Genomic DNA, 24,958 nt, shown 5'->3' with positions numbered 1-24,958 from the left:
GAAAAATAATTTTTTTCTCAATAAAATCATCAAAATATATAAATAAATTGTCTATGCATTTATTATAATATTTAGGATAATATTACTGGATATGTCTAATTTTTAGAATATGTCAATAAAAATTATGCTGTTAAGTCTGATATATTCAGCATCGGTCGATAGGGAATGCAATTACGTCATTTAATGAACCAGCGTTCAATGCTAACATAATTAAACGATCTATACCTATTGCTACACCCGAACAATCTGGCATATTTCCATGTGCTAGAGATTCTATTAAATATGTATCGATAGGATATTGAGGTAAACTTTTTTTAGAACGATACAGATTATTCTGTTCAAGACGATGTTGTAGTTCATATCTATCGGTAAGTTCATCAGAACCATTTGCCAACTCAATTCCTTTGTAATATACCTCAAAACGTTCTGCGATACGATGATCTTTGCTGTTAATTTTTGCTAATTCTGCTTGAGTTTTTGGAAAATGATAAATAAAAATTGGATTCTTAAGACCAATTTTTGATTGTATAGCTAGCATAAATAATAATTGTAATAAAGTATCATGTTCTTCTTCTCCGCTTATAATTTGTTTTTCACCTAATTTTTCTATCAATGTATACAAATGGTATTTATTACAGGACAATGGATCTATATCTAGATAATCAATGAACACCTGTCGGTAAGATACAAACTGGGCTTGCTTATATTTTAAAATCAGTTGTAGTAGAACATTTACTTCATTCATTAAAAGGTACATGTCGTAATATGGACGATACCATTCCAACATAGTAAATTCTGGATTATGGTAACGCCCCACTTCTTTGTTACGAAAGCTATAACCCAATTGGTAAATTGCACCACTTCCTGCTGCTAAAAGTCGTTTCATATGGTATTCTGGACTAGTTCTTAACCATAAATCATAACTGTCTAATGTAGCAGTAGGTCGAATAAAATGCGTTTGAAATGGAACTAAATGGATGTCTGTAGTAGTTGTTTGACTCATAGATGGCGTATTGACTTCTATTATGTCACGATCGGAAAAAAAACCACGAATTTTTGCAAGAATGGAAGCACGTTTCCATAAATTGATCATGGGTGCACTTGGCTTCCAATGCTCCGTTTTTATCATACTCATTTCTTTAATCTCAGATGAGTTAAGCGCATTGACAAATGTAAAATCAAAATACAATTTTATTACTTTTTTAAAAAATCCAGTGATTTAAAAAAATAATAAAATAAAATTTTTATTTATAATAATTTGATTATCAATATATATTTTTAATATAATTTTAAATATGATAAAATGTAATAGGCGTTAATTCTTATTCTCTATAAAATCAGAATCAAACAATTTGGTTTCATTAAAATAATTTGACACGACAAACATATTCACCAGAACGTGTATCTACTTTAACTATTTCATCTATCTGTATAAATAATGGTACTTTAATAATTGCACCTGTCGATATAGTAGCGCGTTTGCCGCTACCACTAGCTGTATCACCTTTTAAACCTGGATCAGTATTAATAATTTTAGTTTCGATAAAATTTGGCGGTTGAACAGCTATTACTCTATCGTTCCATAAAGTAACAATACATTCCGCATTATCTTGTAACCACTTTTTAACTTCATCTAAAATTTTGGCTTCAACTTGATATTGATCGAAAGTTTCTTGATGCATAAAATAGTAAAATGTTCCATCATTATAAGAGTATTGTAAAGTTATATCCTTAATGTCTGCACTTTCCACAGAGTCAGAAGCTTTAAAAGTTTTTTCAATACGAGAACCGGTTAAAAGACGACGCATTTTTACACGTACAAAAGCTTGACCTTTACCTGGTTTAACAAATTCACTAGATTCGATAGTATAAGGTTCACCTTCAAATATTATTTTAAGACCGCTGCGAAAATCGTTGCTAAAATAAGTTGTCATAAACACTCCTTTGATCTAGAGCATATGATATATAAGGAAAAATATTGTAAATATTATGACTACACATTCTCATCTTAATAAAAATTGGATACAACAACTAAGTAATGTTGTTACTGATCCCCATGAATTACTAAAAATGCTTGCTCTCGATCAGCATAAAAATTTAATAATTGGGGCCAATGCACGTACTCTTTTTCCATTACGTGTACCACTTTCTTTTATTCAGCGTATGACTATAGGCAATCCCCAAGATCCATTATTACTTCAAGTTTTAACTAGTTCTCAAGAATTCAATAATGTAATTGGTTATCATACTGATCCACTTAATGAATACAATAGTATGATCATACCCAACTTATTGCATAAATATAAAAATCGAGTATTACTTTTAACAAAAGGTGCTTGTGCAATAAATTGTCGTTACTGTTTTCGCCGTTATTTTCCCTATCAACATTTTCCCTTTAATAAAAGCTCTTGGAAAATAGCTATCAACTATATTTCTTCTCATCTAGAATTAGATGAGGTGATTTTATCTGGTGGTGATCCGTTAATGGCGAAAGATCACGAATTAGCATGGTTAGTAAAACTGTTATCTAATATTCCGCATTTGAAACGTTTACGAATTCATAGTCGTTTACCAGTAGTAATTCCATCGCGTATTACCGAACAATTATGTGAAATTTTTTTTCGTACGCGCTTACAAGTTTTACTAGTCAGTCATATCAATCATAAACAAGAAATTAATAGCGATTTATATTACAGTATGAAAATGTTGACACAATCAGGTGTGACGCTTTTAAATCAGAGTGTCTTATTACGAAATGTAAATGATAAAGCAGAAACTTTAGCAAATCTTAGTAATTCTTTGTTTGACATAGGCATTCTACCCTACTATCTACATGTATTAGACAAAGTAAAAGGTACTGCACATTTTTTTGTCTCTGACGATCAAGCGTGTGCATTAGTACGTGAATTGCTGACAATGGTGTCAGGCTATATGGTGCCAAAATTAACACGTGAAATAATTGGAGAACTAAGCAAAACACCTCTTGATTTATATTCTTATAAAAAAATTAATGATTTTAATTGAATTAATTTATAATATATATCAAATCGTTAAAAAAGATGAACCGTTTCTAATGCATTGCATTTCAGATATAACACCCAGAATTTTATGATAAAAATTATTCTCAACTATATTAATTTTAATTTAAATATCTTTTTTTTAGCATTTATTAAGAAATTAAGATAAATTTATTATTCTCTTGATGCAAGAATAGTATTTTTTAGAGTTAAAAAAAACTCTGCTTACTTTTGAGCAGAGTTTTTAGAGGATGCTTAAGCAGCTAAGTTTAACTTACATCATGCCACCCATACCACCCATACCACCACCAGCTCCACCAGCACTTAGGTCAGGTGCATCATTTTTCTTAGGTAAATCAGTTATCATACATTCAGTTGTGATCATCAAGCCTGCTACTGAAGCTGCATATTGTAAAGCAGAACGAGTCACTTTAGTAGGATCTAAAATACCAAAATCAATCATATTGCCGTATTCTTCAGTTTGTGCATTATAACCATAGTTACCTTCGCCTGCCTTAACATTGTTAGCTACTACAGAAGGTTCTTCACCGGAGTTAGCAACAATTTGACGTAACGGTGCTTCCATGGCACGTTGTGCAATTCGTATACCGACATTTTGATCTTCGTTTCTGCCTTTTAGATTAACAATTTTTTCAGCAACACGTACCAACGCTACGCCACCACCTGCAACTACACCTTCTTCTACTGCAGCGCGAGTTGCATTTAACGCATCTTCAACACGAGATTTTTTCTCTTTCATTTCAACTTCGGTTGCTGCACCAACTTTAAGAACCGCTACACCACCTGCTAATTTTGCTACACGTTCTTGAAGTTTCTCTTTATCGTAATCCGAAGTTGCTTCTTCAATTTGTTGACGAATTTGCATGACACGACCAGAAATAGCAGATTCTTGCCCCATACCATCAATAATGGTAGTAGTGTCTTTATTAATAACTACTCGTTTTGCTTGCCCTAAATCTTCTAATTTAGCTTTTTCCAGATCTAGACCGATTTCTTCAGAAATTACTGTACCACCGGTTAAAACAGCAATATCTTGAAGCATAGCCTTACGACGATCTCCGAAACCTGGTGCTTTTACTGCTGCTACTTTTACAATACCACGCATCGTGTTTACTACCAATGTAGCTAATGCTTCACCTTCTACATCTTCTGCAATAAGTAAAAGTGGTTTACCTGCTTTAGCAACAGCTTCTAACAAAGGTAATATTTCACGAATGTTAGAAATTTTTTTGTCAACTAATAAAATGAATGGGCTTTCTAATTCGACTGAACCAGAATCTGGTTTATTAATAAAGTATGGAGAGAGGTATCCACGGTCAAACTGCATGCCTTCCACTACATCTAGTTCATCTTGTAATCCTGTACCTTCTTCAACAGTAATGACACCTTCTTTACCTACTTTTTCCATTGCTTGAGCAATAAGAGTTCCGACTGTTTCATCATCATTAGCAGAAATAGTACCTACTTGAGCTATTGCTTTAGAGTCAGAACAAGGAACAGATAGCACTTTTAGCTCTTTAACTGCAGCTACTACCGCTTTGTCTATACCTCGTTTTAAATCCATAGGATTCATGCCTGCAGCTACAGCTTTTAAACCTTCGTTCACGATAGCCTGAGCTAGTACTGTCGCAGTGGTAGTACCATCACCAGCCGCGTCGTTTGATTTAGAGGCAACTTCTTTCACCATCTGTGCACCCATATTTTCGAACTTATCTTCTAGCTCAATTTCACGTGCAACAGAAACACCGTCTTTAGTGATGGTTGGTGCACCAAAAGACTTGTCTAGAACCACATTGCGACCCTTCGGTCCTAAGGTAACTTTCACTGCATCTGCCAGAACGTTTACACCACGTGACATTTTTGCACGTGTGTCATTACCGAATTTTACGTCTTTAGCTGCCATTTCAAATATCCCTTAAATTCGTTTCGTTTAGTGAATTACGTATAAATTACGCAACAATCGCCAGAATATCGTTTTCACTGAGAATTAGTAGTTCCTCGCCATCGATTTTCTCTGTTTTAGCATTATATCCTTCATTAAAAATTACTGTATCACCCACTTTTACGTCCAATGGTTTAACACTGCCGTTTTCTAGGATACGGCCATTACCTACAGCCATTACTTTACCGCGCGTTGATTTGCTAGCTGCAGAACCAGTCAAAACGATACCGCCAGCAGATTTAGATTCAGCTTCTTTACGCTTGACGATAACGCGATCGTGCAACGGACGAATTTTCATGTGATAGCTCTCCTTTGAGAAATTTAACCATTTCGCTCTGGTTTGAATACCGGTCTGAGCATTCCGGCATGATGGGAAAGATAAGGTCGGTAAAAACCGCTTTCAAGGGGGTAAAAATAAAAAATTTTCGATCTTTATAAGAATTCATGCAAACGTAGAGCAAAAAATAATATTGTTTTCTTTAGTAAAAGATAATACATTTGAATATGTAATATTTATAATATTAAAACATTAATGTACTTGATTTACTTATACATTTATTTTAGTTCAAATAGAAAAAATTAGATAAATTAATTTATAATCTGCATTGTAAAAAAGTACAATAAAAGAAGAATGAATGCTTTAATATCTATTTTTTCTATAACATATTATTATTAATTACTATTTTAAAAATTTACATCTTGACATGTATACATATAAGGTCAAAATTTAACTAACATCACAATACATTCATTCTCAAAATTACAAACTTACATTAACTAAAACAATTATAATAAAATTATTAAAATAATTCTGATACTAATAAAGTTATATAAATCGTAGTTTTGTAAGTGCAAATTGGATAATTTTTAATGCTATCTCTAAGTGACTTTATTCTGAACATCCATAGCATCTACATGTTCTATACTATTAACTATCTGCAAAGTATAGCATAATATACAAAATATTACTTTCGTTTATGTGAAATGAATTACATCATTCATTATTTATTAAATTACGTCAATGCAATTAATAATAATCAAATTATCTTGTTTGTCGTATATATTTTTACTCTGAAAAAAATTTTCCCGCTTTTAAAAAATAATGTTTAATTAATAAAACATTTCCTATTATAATTCTTATATCATGATTTCAATGCTTATATCAATTAAAAAATAAGAAATTATATTAATCAATGATAACAATAAACTTTGATCATAATCATATTAACAAATAATTTACTAATGTAAAATTATATACAGTAATTAAACTCAATAACTTAAAAACGTTGCTTAAGTATGTGCTATTAGTAATATTAATTCACAGTTCAAATCTTGCTAGAGTTTCCAGTTAAAGAATAATGATCAATAAAACATTCCAAGGAACTGATAAATCATGATATTATTGGAATTAATAATAGTAATATTAACAATTTGGCTTGGAGCACGTCTTGGTGGTATCGGTATTGGTTTTTGTGGTGGTACAGGAGTGCTAATTCTTGCCTTATTTTTTGGAATAAAACCGGGAATTATTCCCTTCGATGTAATTGAAATTATTATAGCCGTGATCGTAGCCGTTGTTAGCATGCAAGTAGCAGGAGGAGTGCATTACCTAGTTAGAATAACAGAAAATTTATTGTGTCGACATCCACGTTATATCACAATACTTGCACCATTAGTAACTTATCTGATGACCTTGCTAACAGGTAGCGGTCATACCGTATTTGCTACGTTACCGGTGATTACTGAAGTAGCAAAAAGACAAAACATCCCTCCATGTCATCCTCTCTCAATAGCAGTAATAGCATCACAAATTGCTATTACTGCCTCACCACTTTCTGCAGCTGTAGTATTTTTTGCTTCGATTTTAGAACCCCATGGTGTTAGCTATTTGACTCTTCTTTGTATTTTGTTCCCTTCAACTCTAATTGCAGTTTTATGTACAGCAATAATGATTAATATATTGAGACAAAAGTCGACACATGATATAATTTATCAAAAAAGACTAACAAAACAAAAATTAAAGCTTTTCAATCAAAAAATTTCTGATATTAAATCTAGCGCTAAACAAGCAGTATTTATTTTTCTAGTAGGTATATGTTTGGTTATACTGTATGCTATGGCTATAAGCAAAAATGTTGCATTAATTATTAATCCTATTTTATCACGTAGCGATGCCATTACTGTATTGATGTTTACTGTTGCTACTATTATCTGCCTAACTTGTAAAGTAAATACTAATGAAATTCTTGATGCCAGTACTTTTAAATCTGGTATGAACGCTTGTGTTTGTGTAATGGGTGTTGCATGGCTAGGTGATACTTTCATTAAGGCGAATTTAAAAGATATCCAAAGCATAGCGGGGAATATGTTACAAGTTTATCCATGGATGCTAGCTGTAATACTTTTTTTCGCTTCGACTCTACTATATTCACAAGCAGCCACTACGAAAGCACTTATGCCTGTTGCATTATTGCTCGGTGTATCACCACTAGTAGCAATAGCTTCATTTTCAGCAGTATCAGCTCTTTTTGTTTTGCCTACTTACCCCACTCTATTAGCTGCAGTAAAGATAGACGACACTGGTTCAACTAAGATTGGTAAATATGTGTTCAATCACCCCTTTATCGTACCCGGCACACTAGTTATAATTCTTTCCGTAACGTTTGGTTTTCTTTTTGGAAAATTAATTTTATAAAAATTTTTTAATTACATATTACAATGTTAAATTTGATTCAGTTGCGTTTTTTTACTAACGTTTTTTTTAAAAAATATATTAATAATATTTTGTTTAGTCATTGATTAATCAAATACCGTTTAATTTTATGGGTTAAATTAAATAAAACTCCAATTAAACGAGATGTAATAATATTACAGTTATATTTAGTATGCAAATTCAGTAATATTTAAAATCAGGGAAAATTTTGCATACAATATTAGAATTAATTTCTATTTACATTTTTATTTAATATGGTATAAGGGAATATTGCTATGTGTAGTACGGTATATATTGTTGATTTAATGAATTTGCCAAGAAGCTAAAAGGGATGTATAATCAGAATAAGAATGACATAAAATTTATTATGCACTTGAAATCCAATTATTTTTACATTACGTTTAGCTTTAAAAAATAAAATATTATGTACTGAAATACATCAAATTTTACTTTGAATCATTAACATTAAGGTTTAAAAGTATTAGAAAGATAATTTCTTAATTGATTAAGAATCATAAATATTTTCTTTAGAAAAAGAAAGTATATTGAGCATGTACTTGTCTGCATATTAATAAATTGAAAAAAATCTTTTTATTTAAGAAACGTCAATTAATTTCGTTTTTTAAATAATTTCAGTATTTTTTTAAAAAATATTTATTAAATTTATTAATGGCTTATCCAACAACTGAAGATTAAATATTCACTTTAACATGCCCAGATAGCTCAGTTGGTAGAGCAAGGGACTGAAAATCCCTGTGTCCTTGGTTCGATTCCGAGTCTGGGCATCATCAATTTGTATGAGATTTTTCATGCAACAACATCTATGTCTGCTTTCGATGAATATGCATTAAAATTTTATATAAATAATGTGCATACGTGCTTAATCTGAATTAAAAATGCAATCTATATCAATGTCTCCAGCTAAATTCTTTTAAATTATTTAACAAATTAAACTTTGGTAATTAAAAATAAAATTGATTATATGAACTGTATTTTAATGTTTATTACACATAAATTTTTGAATAATTTCAAATACACAATAGATAAGAATCAAAATCAATAAAATTTCAAGAAAACAATGAGTATTTATTATTCATCTTTAAGATAAGTGTATCCATACAATCCGATTTCGAATTCTTTAAGGAATTGTTGGCGTAGTTTATGATCAATATCAATCTGTTGGTTAACTTGATTATTAAATCAAATCAATAAATCAGCAGCATTTAGCTGCACATATTGTAGCATATCTGCTACTGTATCACCTTGGTCTGATAACTGTATTTCTATGTTGCCATTTGAAAAAACAAATACATTGACCGCTTCAGTATCGCCAAATAAATTGTGCATATTTCCTAAAATCTTTTGATATGCTCCTGCCATAAAGAAACCCAATAAAGGTGGATTATTGATATCATAATCTGCTATAGGCATTGTAGTAGCAATACCATCTCCATCAATATAATGGTCAATTATACCGTCAGAATCACAAGTGATATCCAAAAGCACTGCACGACGTTTCAGTGTTTGATTCAATCCTTCCAAAGGCAATACTGGAAATAGTTGATTAATACCCCAAGCATCTGGCATCGATTGAAATAAAGAAAAATTAACATAAATTTTATCTGCCATACGTTCTTGTAATTTATCAATAACAGGATGATGTGCACGATTGCTAGGATCTAAGTTTTGTTGGATATAATTGCAAATAGCTAAGTATAATTGTTCTGCCCAAGCTCGTTGATTCAGATTATAAATACCAGATGAATAACCAGTATGAATGTCAAAAAGATCCATTTGACTATCGTGTAACCATTCGCGAAGAGACCGATGAATGTTACATTCGTGCATTTCTTTCCAAGTACTCCACATACTTTGAATGGGGCGCGGAGAATCTATATTGGGTGCTAGTGGTGTAATAAATTCATTACGTTCTACGGCAATAATATTCGATACTAATACAGTATGATGCGCTGTTACTGCGCGTCCAGATTCAGTGATTACCGTTGGATATTCCAAACCATGTTCTTTACAAGCATCTCCAATGGCCCAAAAATATTATTAGCATATTCATTTAAGCCGTAATTTACTGAACAATCAGATTGTGATCGTGTGCCTTCATAATCTACACCTAAACCACCACCAACATCAAAACATTTGATATTAACGCCAAGTTTAGATAATTCTATATAAAAATATGCCATTCTCTTACACCAGTAACAATGTCTTGAATATTTACAATTTGAGAAACCAAATGACAATGCAACAATTGTAAACTACTTAGGCAACTCGCCCTACACATAATTTCAATTAGCTAAAGTATCTGTGAAGCTGCTAAGCCAAATTTAGATTTTTCTCCTCCACTTGACTGCCATTTACCTGATCCCTGTGATGCCAAACGTATGCGAATACCGAGACGCGGCGTTACATTTAAATGCTCCATTTCTTCAAGAAGTAGAGGAACTTCTGTCATTTTTCAATAACAAGATAAACTTTATGACCTAGCTTCTCACCTACTCAGTGCAAGCCGAATATATTCACGATCTTTATAGCCATTGCAAACAATTACCGAACGCGTCTTACCAGCATGCGCTAATACAGCCATCAATTCAGCTTTAGAACCAGCCTCTAAACCTATAAGGCTCACCAGAATTTATCAACAACTCGATGGATGACGCGTTTGTGTTGATTTACTTTAATGGGATAAACTAAAAAATAATCTCCTTTATAACCATAAGATTCACGTGCACGTTTAAATGCTGCATTAATTGAACGTAGCCGATGTTGTAGTATTTGAGAAAAAAAAGTGCTGGCAAACGTTGACCTTCCGCTTCGCGTTTTTTAACTAACTTCACCAAATCCACTCGCATTTCCGGTCGATCCGGATTGGAACATACACTGATATGTCCGAGTTCGTTAACATCGTAATAACCATTACCCCACCATGCGATATTATAGGTGCGTAGTGTTTTACTAGCTTCCTTATTATTATTTTTTGTTACTTCTTGCATAGAGTGCAGTCCACTATGTTCGCAGACTGACGAACCTTTAATATGTTTAATATCGTCAGACATTGCAATCCTCAATATTTTAATTTACTATTAAATAGCAAATTAAAAATTTTTCTGCTTTTATTATGAAATCCATTAAGAACTATTCTAATATGTATCTACTAATAGAAAATATTTAATGTGAAAAATAATTTTCACATTAAATATCAAACAGAGTATGTAATATAAAATATATCTAAATACATTCTATGATTATCAGGCGCATTAGAGTAAGTTACATGTAACAATATTAATAAAAATAAATTTAATAAACAGAATATAGAGTAATTAATATTATTAAATGTAATTATTGTATAATGACATACTAGTTATACATGATTAAAATCATTGATTATGAAAGTCATTCACTAAGATAGTGATTGTACACAATGTAACTACCATCCAAAATAAAAAATTTTTGATAGCTAACAGATTCTTTTAATTTATACACTTCAAATATTTAAATATTATCTAAAGTGTCACTCTCATTCTACCAAACATATTAATCATTTATACTAATACTTACATATTTTAGATAACTAGAAAATTAAAAAAGTTTTATTTTTAATTTATGATGTTCTTATTAACTTGTTTCGATACAAAAAATCACAAGGAAAAATCCAAAAAAACGCTGGTATTTTGCATAATAAACGACCTAAAATAGCAAGTTAGATGATTGAATATTTGGATCATTATTTACATCAATATAGCAATGCTATCTTTTACAATGTTCAATGATAGAACATTATTCTGCATAAGATATTTAGTAATGAGCAGGTTATTTATTATTGAGTTGCATTCGAACTATTTATACGGTGAAAAACAGAATGGCTAAGCACTTATTTACTTCCGAATCTGTATCAGAAGGACATCCTGATAAAATTGCAGATCAAATTTCTGATGCTGTGTTAGATGCTATTCTCGCACAAGATCCCAAAGCTCATGTAGCTTGTGAAACATATGTTAAAACTGGTATGGTATTAGTCGGTGGTGAAATTACTACTAGTGCTTGGGTCGATATAGAAGAAATTACACGGAATACTGTGCGTGAAATTGGTTATATTCATTCAGATATGGGTTTTGATGCTGATTCTTGTGCGGTGCTAAACGCTATTGGAAAACAATCTACTGATATTAATCGCGGCATTGTCCGCTGTAATCCACTAGAACAAGGGGCAGGAGATCAAGGCCTAATGTTTGGTTACGCAACTAATGAAACTGAAGTGCTGATGCCTGCACCTGTCACTTATGCGCATCGTTTAGTACGACGTCAAGCTGAAGTTCGAAAAAATGGTTTACTACCATGGTTACGTCCGGATGCAAAAAGTCAAATTACACTCCAATATGACGGTAATACTGTTATTGGTATTGATACGGTAATAATGTCTACACAGCATGCAGAAGAGATCTGCGAAGCTGATTTACATGAAGCAGTAATGGAAGAAATAATTAAACCGGTTTTACCGATGAAGTGGATAAACGCTAATACTAAATATTATATCAATCCAACAGGTCGCTTCGTAATAGGTGGACCAATGGGAGACTGTGGTTTAACTGGTCGTAAAATTATCGTAGATACCTACGGAGGTATGGCTCGCCACGGGGGCGGAGCGTTTTCAGGTAAAGATCCATCGAAAGTTGATCGTTCTGCTTCTTATGCTGCACGTTATGTAGCAAAAAATATTGTCGCAGCAGGTTTAGCTGATCGTTGTGAAATTCAATTATCTTACGCTATAGGTGTTACAAGACCAATTTCTATAATGATTGAAACTTTCGGAACAAAAAAAATGCCAACTGATAGGCTTACATTGCTAATAAATGAATTTTTTGATTTACGACCATATGGTTTAATACAGATGCTAGATTTATTAAAACCTATTTACAAAGATACTGCAGTGTATGGGCATTTTGGCCGTGAACACTTTCCATGGGAACAAACCGATAAAGCAGCTCAATTACGTGAATCAGCAGGATTATAAATATTCGATATAATTTTAGTTTATTTTATAAAGGAGCTTTAAGAAAGATCCAATCTATCATAAGATAACTTTATCATAATATATTTTTAAAACAAATGCATCTTGTACTCCTTTAACAAAAGATTATCACTGTGCATATATATTAAGAAATTTAATTATTTTTAATACTAAATTTTAAGATTTACAAAAGTATCAGAAATTTAATTCTTAAACATTTTACTATATGTAATTTAGATATTTATTAGATAATGTATAAATGAATTTTAAAAACTTAAAAAGTGCTACAACTAACCCAGACAATTACATAATATTTCCGATAACATACTGAATTACATGGTTTCGTGATATGTTATTAATTATATTTTATGGCCGTTCTCACTTTTTCTTTTGTTAGCAAGTGTTTAAAATTGATACAAAAATGATAGATAAACTTGGGAGGCAATATGCTTAGTAATACTTACACAAGCAGAACTTCAAATAAGGCAATGACTTTTTTTGTATGCTTTTTAGCTGCTTTAGCTGGCCTGCTATTCGGTCTTGATATAGGCGTTATCGCTGGTGCTTTACCTTTTATTGCTACGGATTTTCAAGTTACTTTAAACCAGCAAGAATGGATTGTAAGCTCTATGATGTTCGGTGCTGCTATAGGTGCGATTGGTAGTGGTTGGATGTCATTGCGTCTTGGTCGCAAAAAAAGTTTAATGGTAGGTGCAATTTTATTTGTAATAGGTTCTGTTTGGTCTGCAATAGCACTCAATATAAGTATGCTCATTGCTGCAAGAATAGTACTTGGGTTAGCTGTAGGTGTTGCCTCCTATACGGCTCCTTTGTATCTTTCTGAAATTGCATCGGAAAAAATTCGCGGTAGTATGATTTCACTTTATCAGTTAATGATTACTATCGGCATTCTCATGGCATATATATCAGACACTATATTCAGTAATACAGGTGCATGGCGTTATATGTTAGGTATTATTACTATACCGGCTATTTTGTTATTAGCAGGGGTGTTATTTTTACCTAATAGTCCACGTTGGTTAGCAGCGAAAGGCGACTTCCGTGATGCACAACGTGTATTAGATCGTTTACGAGATACCAGCGAACATGCAAAACGTGAATTAGACGAAATTCGTGAAAGTTTAAAGGTTAAACAATCTGGTTGGCAATTATTTCAACATAACAGAAATTTCCGTCGAGCAGTATTCCTTGGTATTTTGCTACAAATAATGCAACAATTTACAGGCATGAATATAATCATGTACTATGCACCTAAAATTTTTGAAATTGCGGGTTTTGCAAATACAACAAAACAAATGTGGGGTACGGTACTTGTAGGTTTAGTAAATGTATTAGCTACTTTTATTGCTATCGGTTTAGTAGATCGATGGGGAAGAAAACCAACGCTCATATTAGGTTTTTTAGTTATGGCTTGTGGTATAGGTATTCTTGGAACCATGCTGCATATAACTATTCATTCTGTGAGTGCACAGTATTTTGCTATTATTATGTTACTAATCTTTATAGTTGGTTTTGCAATGTCTGCAGGGCCACTAGTTTGGGTGCTATGTTCAGAAATTCAGCCCCTTAAAGGTCGTGATTTTGGTATTACAGTATCTACTACTACTAATTGGATTGCAAATATGATAGTTGGTGCTACTTTCCTAAGTATGTTAGATATATTGGGTAAAGCAGTAACTTTTTGGATCTACGCTGCACTGAATATACTATTTATTGTATTGACTATTATACTTGTTCCAGAAACTAAAAATATTTCCTTAGAACATATCGAGTGTAATTTAATGTTAGGCAAAAAATTGCGTGATATTGGTCAAAAATAAAAATTTTATGTGAGAAAGAGCTACAAAAATAATTGAGACTATACTATTCAATATGGTTCTTTCTCATTATTTAATTTTTACAAAAATTAAATAATGAAGTAATTATCAATATAGAATGAGTATACTATTCTTAATAGAATTATTCTTCTTCTGTAATCTTTTTTACCTAAACAATATGCATTCTTTTTCAAAAATTTTTTAACTTAAATCAAATTAATTTGTACATCCTATGCATAATAAATTTTTCCAAATACAAATATATTAATTAATCTGCAGGTATTATCTATTTTATATTAAATATTATTTTTGTATTTAAAAAATTAAAAATATATTTATATAATAATGAGATAAATTTTTTTATCATCACATACGATTATAAATTATTTATTATTTATATAAAAAATTAAATATTATATTGAATTAAAGTAAATCGTTAAAAATATAAGATCATATTAAATGGTTTGAAATATTTTATATGATTCATGTATTCTTATGCACTCCTTTATTGGTAATTATTTTTAGAATATTATTTCTAATAACTAAATACTATATTTTATATAAATTAAAAAATTAGAGTGCAATTGTAAAGAGAATGAAATGATATATAAATAGAATTTATAATTTTACATATTAAATATTTATCATTTTTCTGATAAAAAATTTTAACGATCTAGTTTATGTATACTAAAAATAAAAAAATTGTATTCTAATCACATTGGAAAATATAATGATAAAACTTGGAATTATTATGGATCCTATTTCTTCCATTAATATTAAAAAAGATACGAGTTTTGCTATTTTGCTTAAAGCACAAGAACATGGTTATGAAATTCATTATATGGAAATAGATGATCTTTTTTTACATAATGGTATTGCATATGGACATACTCGCACACTTCGTGTTAAAAACGACTGTGAACAATGGTACCAATTTTATAACGAACAAGATATAAAACTATCTAATCTCAATGTGATATTGATGCGTAAAGATCCGCCGTTTAATGCTGAATTTATATATGCTACTTATTTATTGGAATATGCTGAAGAACAAGGTACATTGATTATTAATACACCACAAAGCCTACGTAATTGCAACGAAAAACTCTATACCGCTTGGTTTTCGGATTTAACACCTCATACATTGGTTACGTCTAAAAAAGAAAAATTACATGCTTTTTGGCAACAACATGGTGATATTATCATCAAACCGCTTGATGGGATGGGAGGTATGTCCATCTTCCGCATTAAACAAAACGATCCAAATTTTGGTGTAATTACAGAAGTACTTACTAATCATGGTCAGTATTTTTGTATAGCACAAAATTATTTAAAGGAAATCGAAGAAGGGGATAAACGTGTACTAATAGTAGATGGGCAACCGATACCGTATTGTTTAGCGCGAATACCTCAAGGATATGAAACACGAGGCAATCTTGCTGTAGGCGGGTATGGTGAAGCACGTCCACTTAGCGAAAGCGATTGGAAAATTGCTCGTCGTATTGCACCTATAATTAAAACTAAAGGAATAATTTTTGCAGGACTGGATATTATAGGCAATAAATTAACTGAAATCAACATAACTAGCCCAACGTGTGTCTGTGAAATTGAGTCAGTTTTTCCTGTTTCAATTACTGGTATGTTAATAAATGCTATCGAGAAACGTTTAATGCGCCACTAACTATGATATAATATAAATAACGCGTTATAATAGTTGTTAATTATAAATTAATACAAGGTTGATTTTTATATTATTAAAAAATCCCTGTATTTAAATAATATAAAGTATATTTTTGTATAGATCCTAATTTTAAAAATAAAAGCACCAATTAACTAAGCATTAGTAAGTTAATTATTATACTAGCACCAATGATTTGATATATATCAAATCTTTTTAACATTCAAGCAAGACATATTTTTGCCTATTATTTCATAAAAGCTTAATTAATTGTGCAAAATGAATTCAATAGAATACTTAAAATTTAAATACAAAATTCAAATGGTAGTATATTTCACTTTCTTGGTTAAAAGAATTTATTATCTAGAATTTGTTCGGCTTCTCTTACCACCTTTACGTCCTGCTCTAACAGCACGTTTAGGATTATTACGAAAGTTACTGCTACTTACGGATCCTCCTTTTTTACCGGCTTCACGTGCTCGTTCAGGATTCATAGCAAAATTACCATTACCACCTCTTAAATTGCTCATTTAAAATTCCTCAAAGAATTACATAAATCAATCTATGTAAAGTTTGGCATTTTTATAATTTAAAAATAATTTTCTTAAATTATAAATTTATATTTACCGTTGGTATTACAAAAAATATATTATAAATATTTTTATTAAACGACGTAATAAATGAATCTAACATGTATATAATATACATATGACAAAACATTAGTTAATATAGATGACTATGTTTAACATATTAATATTTATATTTGTTATAATTTTTGTCGAAAAATAGATCAATGTTATTATCCACTAAAAAATAATAATACCGATTGTTTTTTTTAAAAAATTATATTATGTTCTAATTTTATTAACCCTTTCAGTTTAATTATATATCAAATTCTAAAATAATACAAATATACACCTTTCAAAACACTAATGTTATAAACTCTATATATGTTATAGTGTCCTCTATATGAATATTATTCAACTCATAAAAATGCAGATAGTTAATAACTAAACAGCTTACTTACAAACTAAAATGATAAAATTTTGCTCATATTTTAAATACATTTAGAATGATAAAGTTTATGTGTTATACGTTACTAAGACAGCAGAGACAATTGAATCAATATATTCATATTAATAAAACATAATCTTAAAAAAAATTTAAAAAATAAATAAATTAATAATATTCTAAATTAAATAGAAAAAGCTATATTAATTCAATAGCTGTGGACTAAAGAGATATCAATATATTTATTAAAAAATATTTTTTATTAAATTTAATATATTTTAACATCAGGTACGTGATATATAAAGACATTATAAAAATAAAATACAATTTCTTGTATTTAAAATTAATTACACATCATAATATATTATTATTATGATATTTGAATTTAAAAATTTATAATCAATCAGTTTTCTAGATATAGGATTAATAATTCTGATTAACTCTGACATTATGCTAATAAATTTTTTCTAACAGAATGGAATCTAATGCAATTTTAATCATGTCATTAAAAGTTGTCTCACGTTCTTCAGAAGAACTGCGTTCACCTATTTTAATGTGATCAGACACAGTACATATAGTTAATGCTTTTGCGCCAAATTCAGCCACCGTACCATACATACCAGCAGTTTCCATGTCTACACCTAATATACCATATTGTTCTAATATATTGAACAACTGAATATCTGGGTTATAAAATAAATCTGAAGAAAAAATGTTACCAACATATGTAGGTATTCCTAACATGTTTGCAGCATCCACTGCATTCCGTACCATATTAAAATCTGCAATCGCAGCAAAATCATGATTTTTAAAACGTATACGGTTTATATTTGAATCAGTAGAAGCACCTAAGGCAATGATGATGTCACGTAATTTAATTTCAGTACGCAAAGTTCCACACGACCCGACTCGAATTATTTTTTTGACTCCAAAGTCGGTAATAAGCTCCTTGGTATATAAAGAACAAGATGGCATACCTATTCCATGTGTCATCACTGAAATTCTTCTATTTTTATATATGCCTGTAAAACCAAACATATTACGTACATTGTTAACTTGAACTATATTTTCTAAAAATGTTTGAGCAATATATTTAACACGTAATGGATCACCAGACATTAGTACTACATCTGAGAAGTCACCTATTTGTGCATTAATATGAGGTGTTACCATGATCATTATCCACTTTTAATTATATTGTAACATACTAGTACCGTATTGCATCTTAGAGAGACTAAAATAACTTGCAATAGTTTGTGCAATATCAGCTAATGTATCGCGATAGCCTAACGACCTAGGTTGTATATTAGGTCCGTAAAGAAGAATGGGAACATGTTCACGTGTATGATTAGTACCATGCCAACTTGGATCACAACCGTGATCAGCAGTAAGAATTAAGATATCATCTTGCTGCACTAAAGCCATAAGTTCTGGTAGACGGGAATCAAAAAATTTAAGTCCATTTGCATATCCAGCAATATCACGCCGATGCCCCCAAATAGAATCAAAATCGACGAAATTTGTAAAAATGATAGAATCATTCGATATTTTCTTTATTTGTGTAATCGTCGCATTTAGTAAATTTTCTAACCCATTAGCTTTAATGATCTGCGTAATACCCTGTCTAGCATAAATATCTGCGATTTTACCCACTGCAATTACTTCACCATTTTTCTCATCCACAAATTTTTTTAAAATAGTAGGTAAAGGTGGCTCAACCACAAAATCTTGACGGTTACCGGTGCGTCTAAAATCATGTTTTTTCTCACCTATAAATGGACGTGCTATCACACGACAAATATTATACCCAGCATCAATAAGTTCTTGACGAACGATTTTAGATAACTGATAGAGACGTGTTAAACCAAAGAATTTTTCATGACAGGCAATTTGAAATACAGAATCTGAAGAGGTATAGAAAATTGGCTTACCTGTTTTAATATGTTCTTCACCTAATTCATTAATAATTAATGTACCAGAAGAATGACAATTACCGAGATACCCTGGCAAATTAGCTTTTTTGATTAAATTTTTTAGTAAAAATTTTGGAAAACTGTTCTCTTGATCTAAAAAATAATGCCAATCAAACATGATTGGTACACCAGCCATTTCCCAATGACCTGATGGTGTATCTTTACCAGATGATAACATGCCAGCACATCCATAAGCACCAATTATTTCTGCATGTTCATTAAGCCCTGTTGGGAATCTTCCGGTGGAAATCTCAGCGGCTTTACCCAATCCTAATGCATTTAGATTAGGTAAATAAAAAGGAGCTTGTAGGATTTCATGATTAAAATTTTGAAAGCAGACATCAGCAATATGACCTAATGTATCTGCTCCTTGATCACCGAATTTCTCAGAATCTTTACTGCATCCAATACCAAATGAATCAAGAACCATAATAAAAACACGTTTCATCAAAATTTCGTTACTCGTTATATACTCATAACTTCATTATATACTAATAACTAAATGTATACCACAATATACTAATAACTAAACGTAAACCACAAAATCATATTTTAGAATCATTTTACTAGAATGCTCATTGTTAAAAAATTTTTTGATTTACTCAAAATTTTAAAAAATATAAACTTTATACATTTGAATATATTAAAAAGAAGCTATCGTATACTTTAAAAGTAGATTAGGTTGATTATTTAATTTAAATAAAAATCTCATTTCTTTTATCTTGTATAATAAATTGCATATTATTGGTTTGCAGCCTGCATGTAAATAGGACACTGAATTTCATAAAACAAAAATGATCAAAAAAAATATTTTTGCAATAATTTTTTGAATTATATAGCTATGAAAGAATAGTTTGTATATTTTATATTAAAAATTTAATATCTATAGAAACAAAAAACTACGGCGTTATCGCGATATGCTATGATACATTACAATAACAATATTTAAATAATTATGTCCCTATGCAGTGATTACATCATATACACATACCTAGTATGTTAATTTGCAACCTAAGATTGAAAAATATTATATATTATGACTTGTTTTTTATGAAAATATTTAATTTTAAATTAAATATTTTATACACCATATCTATACAGATAATGATTCCGTTTATCATCTATGAACATAGATTGAACACAATGAAAAAATTTTACGCTGTTGTTTTAATAAATACATCAGCAAAGACAAAATGTCCTGTTAAATAATGTAATACAGCAAATTTAAATCTAATTAAGTCTATATAAATATTATCTCTATATATTTTAAAAGCAAATACTTTAAAGAAAAGAATTTTGTAAAAAATATAAATCATTTGATCTAACCGAAGTGTCTAATAAATTTTTGAACTCAAGAAACATAAAGAATATTTATTATATAATTGGTTAATTTGGATTTTAATCTATATCTAGTACCGCCGATCTAGTATTCGGCTGCATTGAATGAAATACATCATATAATCTATGCTTTCTACCAAGAAAATCAAAGTTTCAGTAATTGTTAGCAAATATTATCATAGATAAGCTATTTTATTTTTTAAACAAGCTTATTTAAAATACCATTATTTAGTATTATAAAATAATTAGTAAATTTAAAAGGTTAAATAATTTTTACTATTGTTTTATCAAAATATAAACTAAACGCATAAAATTGATCAATAATCAGTAACTTACTTAATATTATCAATTTGCTAAATTACTATGTAGAACAGTAATATATTACTAGATTAATTTTAAATTGATTTACAATAAATTGATAATTTTCAAAAATAATATTAAATACTACTTATGATAGTAAGTGATTATAGGCTATCTCTAGCATAAAAGACAAACAATGTGTTATTTTTTATTGAAAATTCAAACTTTTTATGCTAAAATATGGCGAATATAAATATTTTTTAAAAATTAATATTAGAATTGACTATCTTGTGTATGCTAATTTTATATTTGGAAAATTTTTCTTTTTTAAATAGTACTAACTTAAAAGTTGTTAAAAATTAATTATTTAATAAACCTAATTTTTTAGTTATACAAAATACCTTCTTTAATATTTTACATAAAATATATACAATGTAAAATTCCTATCTACTTTAAAAAAAATTTAAATAAATTTCAAAAATAAACATTATGTGACATTTATTACAGATTATATCTTATTGTTTTAATATAATTACTCTTGTAATTAAGAATACACTTCATAATTTTAATAAACAATTTATTATTTAAAGTTTTAATAATTCATATAGTAATAGAAATTTTTTTGATTTGACATATTTTAGAAAAATTCATTCTAATAACTATTACCTACTAATTTTTATAATAAATTCAAAATTTATACATATTAACATTTATATAGAAAAAATTTTTAACTTTCTAAAAATTAGAATAGCAATATAATAAAAAAATATATAAATATGATTTATTTGAAAATATTATCGTTGTTCTCAGCAATATAACGTATTAATTTTACTTAGTTAAAACAATTTTATGCTATATGAACATTTCAGATCTATTATTATAAATGTTCATATATGATAGTATAATGAATTCTTGTTAACATATATATTGTGTATATTTCTTTAATGAAAAATTAACAAATATAATAATTGTATTTTTTATTTATTATAAATTATTAATTAAATTGAATTTTTAAGATTATAGGATGATATGAATCAGTTAATATTGATATTAATTTATTAAATATAAAATATTATGATACTAAAAATTAATTTATTAATATTTTAATTACATTCAATAAATATTAATAAATATTCTATAACAAATCTATAATGAAAGTTTTAACTTATAAAAGTTATATTTTAAATGAAATAATTATTTACTTGATTATGGATTTTAAAGCAATAAAAAATTTACAATTAAAAAATATAATTAAACACATAATTAAAAGATTTAAAGATCATTTGTAGATGATTCTAAAACAAATTTAATATTTAACTACCTCATATACTATTTTCAATCAAACAGACTTTAATTTTATATTTATGATATAATTAGAAAAACGCATACTTAGGTTCTTATTAAGAAAAAAATAATAAAATTACTTGGGATATAAATGATATTAAATATAATTTATATGTCTTACAATAAATTTAAAATTTTAGTATTACACAATAATCAAGATGATATATTTTATAAACATCAAAAATAATAATCATTTTTTTGCGCACCAGTTACTTTATATAAGTAACAATAAGATCCTATAGAAGCAGATTGTCTAGCTAGTTCTTCGTGAACTTGGCCAAGTGACATAAATTTGATAATTGAAAAGGATTCATGTTTTTTGTTAGAGAAAATAGATAACATACTATTAATCTCTTTATTATCGCTGTAATTACTAAATAACACTGCGATAATAGATCAATAATTTCATTAAGGTAATTGTGCAATAACTCTATATACTCAGCAGTAACATCAATGTTATTTTTTACATTAAATAGATAAAATCGACTTAGTTGACCATATTTACCTTTCGTTTTAAATACATCAAGACCAGCAGAATTTTGCATAATTTGCATTAATCCAACTGCATTATAATGACTAACTGCATAAAGGTTAAAGCTGCATTCAATTTGTATAATTTCCAATATTAACGAAGAATGAACATTCTATTGTTAGTAAACTTTACGTACTATTAGGTAGATACTGATATTCACGCTTATCAGGATAATTTTGCGTCATTAACATACTATAATACCCAAATCGGAAACATATTTTTTATTTATTATGAATTAGATAATCTAAACAATTGTTGCATGATACTTGCAATGGATCAGTTAGGCAGTATCATCTAATATGTGTATATAAGCAATAATTTGTTTATAATATCAAGATTTTTTTATTTAAATTAAGATGAATATTGGCACTTTGCTAATTAATCATCAATAAACTGGCAATAATTGTTTTACATAAACTAGGTATCAGTCTCAATGGTGATATTATCATTTTCAAAATTTATATGACTACGAGTATAATAATTAAAAGTATACCTAACAAAATTTTGTGTACCTAAAATTAAAACTTTTTTGATCTTCCAAACAACACTCTCCACATTAGCAGAAAACTGCTCTACCAATGTATTAAACCTATGAGTATTTTTTTGTGCAATTATTATAATATCCTGACTAATTTTGTATTCAAAACGTCAATAAACATGCAAACAAAACTAGAACAATCATCATTTTTTTATTTATTATTCATGTACTACCTAACTTGTAAAAAAATTTTCATGTAAGAAAATTGCTTATTCTAAAATAACTCGTTAATTATATACAGTTTCTTCTTTAAAAAGGAAATTAATCATTTCTTGTTCTAAAAATTTTTGATCTTCCAAGTGCAGCATATTAAGATGTCTTTCGTTTATTAAAATTGTTTGCTGAACTATCCATTTTTTCCAAGCTTGCTTTGAAATTTCGTTATAAATTCTTTTACCTAATTGGCCGGGATAAATTTGAAAATCCTGCCCTTCAGCATTACATTGAAGATACCTACAAAAAATAGTACGTTTCATTAATTTTTCCACATTCCAATGACTTTACATAACCTATGGTGTAGTATGCAGAAGATTATTTTTTAATTTATTTAACAATTTCTTTACCGGAGCTGCTAAACCTACTGATAGAGGATTGATTAAATCATACCATGCAGATCCTTTATCTTCAATTAATAAATTAAAAGATGGCAATATCAACCACATAGGAACAATATGTAAATAGAAATGACTAAAAATATGTTTAAAAGAATTAAGTTTTCGAGGATATATTTTAATATTACGTTGTTTTAACCAATCAATTAATTCTATCTCTTTGTTAAATTTTGGAAAACAAAATAATCCTGCCCATAAACCGTCTATAAGTGGACGTCGTTCTAACCATACCTTCTCACCATGTTGTATGATTAAAAAAAAATTAGTATAGTTCGGTAGTTGTTTCTTAGATCTTTTAGTTGGGTAATGACTCCAGTTACCATCTTTATAGGCTATACAAACATCATGCAATGGACAAATATTGCATTTAGGATGACAGCGGGTACATATTAACGCGCCTAAATCCATCATTGCTTGATTAAATAGACCAACTTTTTCTATAGGTGTTATATTTTCGCTAATTTTCCATAAACGTTTTTGTATTTCTTTACTACCCGGTAAACCATTAACTGCATAGCAGCGAGAAAGCACACGCTTTACGTTACCGTCAAGAATTGGAAAATGTAGGCCAAAGGATAATGAGAGAATTGCACCAGCCGTAGAACGGCCTATACCTGGCATTGCTAATAACTGATCGTATTGATTAGGAAATTGCCCGTCATACTTATCTACAATTAATTTTGCTGTTTGATGAAGATTACGTGCGCGTGCATAATAACCTAATCCGCTCCAAAGATAGAGCACTTCATCTAATGATGCAATTGATAAATCAGTAATGGTAGGAAAACGCACAATGAATCGTTGAAAGTAAGGGATTACAGTTTTAACTTGGGTTTGTTGAAGCATGATTTCAGACAGCCATACTTTATATGGAGTTTTTTCTATCTGCCATGGTAGGTTTTTACGTCCAAAATGCTCATACCATTTTAATAAAAATAGTGCAAACTGCGCTTTTTGTATCATAAAAAAAATTTTCCACACTTATAAAATCGAAGACTATCTACGATATACATATCAAAATATTAACATAAAAAAGTTTTAAAAAATTACTAAATACTATTTTATAGTATATGATTCGA

At 29.2% G+C, this 24,958-nt stretch carries 15 protein-coding genes, 1 tRNA gene and 2 pseudogenes; 6 read left to right on the top strand and 12 right to left on the bottom strand.

Features of this window, described 5'->3' with window-relative positions:
- Window positions 1-145: 145 nt before the first annotated feature.
- On the bottom strand, window positions 146-1,129 hold the full coding sequence (epmA, locus tag BMSBPS_RS04045; RefSeq protein WP_046201195.1) for an elongation factor P--(R)-beta-lysine ligase: 984 nt from the start codon (window positions 1,127-1,129) through the stop codon (window positions 146-148).
- Between the two features lie 232 nt (window positions 1,130-1,361).
- Entirely contained in the window at window positions 1,362-1,934 is a 573-nt protein-coding gene (gene efp, locus BMSBPS_RS04040) for an elongation factor P (RefSeq protein ID WP_022564330.1), read from the bottom strand.
- Window positions 1,935-1,977: 43 nt separating this feature from the next.
- On the opposite strand from efp, the gene epmB reads away from it, so the two are divergent.
- Complete coding sequence (epmB, locus tag BMSBPS_RS04035; RefSeq protein WP_044169965.1) at window positions 1,978-3,024, top strand: EF-P beta-lysylation protein EpmB; 1,047 nt, start codon at window positions 1,978-1,980, stop codon at window positions 3,022-3,024.
- 267 nt (window positions 3,025-3,291) lie between these two features.
- On the opposite strand, the gene groL is transcribed toward epmB, so the two are convergent.
- Both groL and BMSBPS_RS04025 read right to left on the bottom strand, forming a co-directional pair.
- Window positions 3,292-4,941, bottom strand: coding sequence for a chaperonin GroEL (groL, locus tag BMSBPS_RS04030; protein ID WP_022564328.1), 1,650 nt, complete (start codon window positions 4,939-4,941; stop codon window positions 3,292-3,294).
- Window positions 4,942-4,987: 46 nt separating this feature from the next.
- Window positions 4,988-5,278: a co-chaperone GroES gene (locus BMSBPS_RS04025; RefSeq protein WP_022564327.1), complete on the bottom strand. Its 291-nt coding sequence runs from the start codon at window positions 5,276-5,278 to the stop codon at window positions 4,988-4,990.
- A gap of 1,095 nt (window positions 5,279-6,373) precedes the next feature.
- Here BMSBPS_RS04025 and BMSBPS_RS04020 point away from each other — a divergent pair.
- Together BMSBPS_RS04020 and BMSBPS_RS04015 are read left to right on the top strand one after the other, a co-directional pair.
- Entirely contained in the window at window positions 6,374-7,675 is a 1,302-nt protein-coding gene (locus BMSBPS_RS04020) for an anaerobic C4-dicarboxylate transporter (protein ID WP_046201194.1), read from the top strand.
- 730 nt (window positions 7,676-8,405) lie between these two features.
- Window positions 8,406-8,478 (top strand) — tRNA-Phe (locus BMSBPS_RS04015).
- A gap of 304 nt (window positions 8,479-8,782) precedes the next feature.
- On the opposite strand, the pseudogene speA reads toward BMSBPS_RS04015, so the two are convergent.
- Window positions 8,783-10,764: pseudogene (speA, locus tag BMSBPS_RS04765) on the bottom strand (biosynthetic arginine decarboxylase).
- Window positions 10,765-11,567: 803 nt separating this feature from the next.
- Here speA and metK point away from each other — a divergent pair.
- From metK to gshB, 3 genes are all read left to right on the top strand, one after another.
- Complete coding sequence (gene metK, locus BMSBPS_RS04005) at window positions 11,568-12,719, top strand: methionine adenosyltransferase (protein ID WP_046201193.1); 1,152 nt, start codon at window positions 11,568-11,570, stop codon at window positions 12,717-12,719.
- Between the two features lie 443 nt (window positions 12,720-13,162).
- Window positions 13,163-14,557, top strand: coding sequence for a sugar porter family MFS transporter (locus tag BMSBPS_RS04000; protein ID WP_022564320.1), 1,395 nt, complete (start codon window positions 13,163-13,165; stop codon window positions 14,555-14,557).
- A 727-nt stretch (window positions 14,558-15,284) separates the two neighbouring features.
- Window positions 15,285-16,235 carry a glutathione synthase gene (gene gshB, locus BMSBPS_RS03995; protein WP_022564319.1) on the top strand — a complete coding sequence of 317 codons (951 nt, stop codon included), beginning with the start codon at window positions 15,285-15,287 and terminating at the stop codon, window positions 16,233-16,235.
- A gap of 356 nt (window positions 16,236-16,591) precedes the next feature.
- Here the strand turns inward: gshB and BMSBPS_RS03990 are convergent, their stop codons facing one another.
- From BMSBPS_RS03990 to mutY, 7 genes and pseudogenes are all read right to left on the bottom strand, one after another.
- A complete protein-coding gene (locus tag BMSBPS_RS03990) occupies window positions 16,592-16,762 on the bottom strand; it encodes a con-10 family general stress protein (protein ID WP_022564318.1) in 171 nt (56 codons plus the stop codon).
- Window positions 16,763-17,696: 934 nt separating this feature from the next.
- Window positions 17,697-18,416, bottom strand: a complete 720-nt coding sequence (gene deoD, locus BMSBPS_RS03985; protein ID WP_044169964.1) for a purine-nucleoside phosphorylase — start codon at window positions 18,414-18,416, stop codon at window positions 17,697-17,699.
- Window positions 18,417-18,431: 15 nt separating this feature from the next.
- The gene (locus BMSBPS_RS03980; protein ID WP_046201192.1) at window positions 18,432-19,664 is read right to left on the bottom strand and encodes a phosphopentomutase; all 1,233 of its coding nucleotides are present in this window, start codon (window positions 19,662-19,664) and stop codon (window positions 18,432-18,434) included.
- A gap of 2,791 nt (window positions 19,665-22,455) precedes the next feature.
- Window positions 22,456-22,830, bottom strand: a pseudogene (locus tag BMSBPS_RS04465) (transglycosylase SLT domain-containing protein); the annotation flags it as partial.
- A 317-nt stretch (window positions 22,831-23,147) separates the two neighbouring features.
- Complete coding sequence (locus BMSBPS_RS04825) at window positions 23,148-23,342, bottom strand: murein transglycosylase domain-containing protein (protein ID WP_407638118.1); 195 nt, start codon at window positions 23,340-23,342, stop codon at window positions 23,148-23,150.
- A gap of 153 nt (window positions 23,343-23,495) precedes the next feature.
- The gene (locus tag BMSBPS_RS03970) at window positions 23,496-23,744 is read right to left on the bottom strand and encodes an oxidative damage protection protein (RefSeq protein ID WP_022564312.1); all 249 of its coding nucleotides are present in this window, start codon (window positions 23,742-23,744) and stop codon (window positions 23,496-23,498) included.
- A gap of 33 nt (window positions 23,745-23,777) precedes the next feature.
- On the bottom strand, window positions 23,778-24,842 hold the full coding sequence (gene mutY, locus BMSBPS_RS03965) for an A/G-specific adenine glycosylase (protein WP_022564311.1): 1,065 nt from the start codon (window positions 24,840-24,842) through the stop codon (window positions 23,778-23,780).
- Between the last annotated feature and the right edge of the window lie 116 nt (window positions 24,843-24,958).

Origin of the sequence: Candidatus Pantoea carbekii (assembly GCF_000971765.1) — a bacterium.
In the GTDB taxonomy this organism is placed as follows: domain Bacteria; phylum Pseudomonadota; class Gammaproteobacteria; order Enterobacterales; family Enterobacteriaceae; genus Pantoea_A; species Pantoea_A carbekii.
The sequence above is the reverse complement of the archived record's forward strand: the minus strand, read 5'-3'. Positions and strand labels throughout refer to the sequence as shown.